Source organism: Pseudomonas inefficax (assembly GCF_900277125.1).
Taxonomy (GTDB): Bacteria; Pseudomonadota; Gammaproteobacteria; order Pseudomonadales; family Pseudomonadaceae; genus Aquipseudomonas; species Aquipseudomonas inefficax.
This window is the reverse complement of the sequence record NZ_OPYN01000149.1, coordinates 1-1,670: the sequence shown is the minus strand read 5'-3', so window position 1 is coordinate 1,670 and position 1,670 is coordinate 1. Positions and strand designations below refer to the sequence as shown.

Sequence of the window (1,670 nt, the reverse complement as noted above, 5' to 3'; positions counted from 1 at the left end):
TCGAAGCTGAACTTGCCNCCGCCGAAGAAGCCGCTGGCCTCGTCATACAGGTTGGAAACACTTTGCGCAGGCTCCGCGTCGTCGGTCAGCGCCTGGCCATAGGAGCTGCCGGTGGTGCCCGGTGCGCCCGATGCCACCGTCTGCGCGCCCTTGACCCCTTCGGCCGGTGACCTGACCAGGCGTTTGGGCGGCGGTGCTGCCGGGGTTTCCTCTACCTGGCGCACGCGCTGCTCCAGCACCATCAGCGCTTGCTGCTGGGCTTCGTAGCGGCGTTTCAGTTCCATCAGTTCCTGCTTGAGAGCCTCGACCTGAGGGTCGGCTGCGGCGTAGAGCAATGTGGCCGGGGCCAAGGTGGTCAAACACACAAAAGCTTTGAGCGATAAAGATCGGTGCATGGAATTGCCGTCCCTGCCGACTACTTTTGATGAGACTGAGCGTAGATCAGTATCCAAATGTGCGAAGCCCTTTGAGCTGATCGAGGCTACCGTTCAGCGACGCGGCGGTTGGCACGCTTTCGCGCATCACCACATTGAGCGTGGTGACGTTATTGACCCGGTTGCCGTTGCCCAGCAGCGTCGAGTTCTGCATCAGGCCACCCTGCGCCAGGCGCTGCATGCTGCTGCCCTGGTTGTTACTGGCACTGATATTGAACTGCACCCCTACGCCGCTGGCGGACACACTCAGCGCCCCTGCGCCGTTTGCGCCTGTCAGCGTCTGGCCGTTTGCCATTACCTGGCCCTGAGGCTGCACGGTAGGCGCCTGGTCGGCCTTGGAGACATTGATGGCGACATTGTTGTAAGCGGTGTTGTTGTCGCCAGCTGCGCGCACCACCTGGGTGACACCCTCTGTGGTGTTGAGGCCGGCACCGCCTGTAACGGTACCGGTGCCCGTTGCCGTGGCTCCAGCTGACGTTGTGCCACTGCCGTTTTCGTCGATCAACGAGACATAGAATTGCGGTTTGATCGTCGATTGTTGAATCTGCATCGTGCTCGTCGCACCGATCACGTCCCCTTTGGCATTCTGCCAGGTGCTGGACATGACAATACCGAAACTCACGATTCGCCCGGGCATCACATAGCGGCCACGCAGGCTCGCCAGCTCATGGTCCTTCAGCTCGATGGGTTTGAACGTTTCGGCGTGGGTAGGAAGGCTGACGGCCAGGCATGCAATTGCAAGCCAGAATGCATTCTTCATTGGGGTGCTCCCCGGAGCCTCGTGCTCCTTGTCGTTGCAAGAGTCGTTAGAAGAAGTCGCTTTTGATGAAACCGAAGTCCAGCAGATCTGCATCCTGCACCGGGGTGAAGTCGTTCACCCGGCCCTTTGCGGTCAGGGGCAGGGGCGGGTCGAGCAGGACGTTGTTCTTGTCGTAGCCTTGGCCGATCACGGCGAAGATGATGCCGTTCCAGCCTTTGAGAAAGTCGTCGACCTTGTAGCGCTTGTGGCCTAGTACCGGGTCCCCGATATATACCCAGCCCTTGTCTACCTTCTGCATGACCACGAAGTGCTTGTAGCCACGCACGTCCATCAGCACCACGACCGGGATGCGTACGCTGTGCAGGGTCTCGGCTGCCACCCGGTAGCCGCGGGCACGCATCCCCAGGCTCTCCACGTAACGTTTCATGTCCAGCATCGAGAAGCCTTGCGTGCGCACCAGGTCCTGGTCGGCGTGG

Annotated in this window: 3 protein-coding genes; all 3 read right to left on the bottom strand. The window is 60.7% G+C overall.

The features are described 5' to 3' along the window. Window positions 1-395 (bottom strand): coiled-coil domain-containing protein (locus JV551A3_RS16445; RefSeq protein ID WP_459565071.1); only part of this gene is annotated, 395 nt, incomplete at its 3' end. 46 nt (window positions 396-441) lie between these two features. Beyond that, the gene (locus JV551A3_RS16440) at window positions 442-1,194 is read right to left on the bottom strand and encodes a hypothetical protein (RefSeq protein WP_133978936.1); all 753 of its coding nucleotides are present in this window, start codon (window positions 1,192-1,194) and stop codon (window positions 442-444) included. 46 nt (window positions 1,195-1,240) lie between these two features. Continuing rightward, the coding region (locus JV551A3_RS16435; RefSeq protein ID WP_167494830.1) for a C39 family peptidase at window positions 1,241-1,670 on the bottom strand (430 nt) is incomplete at its 5' end.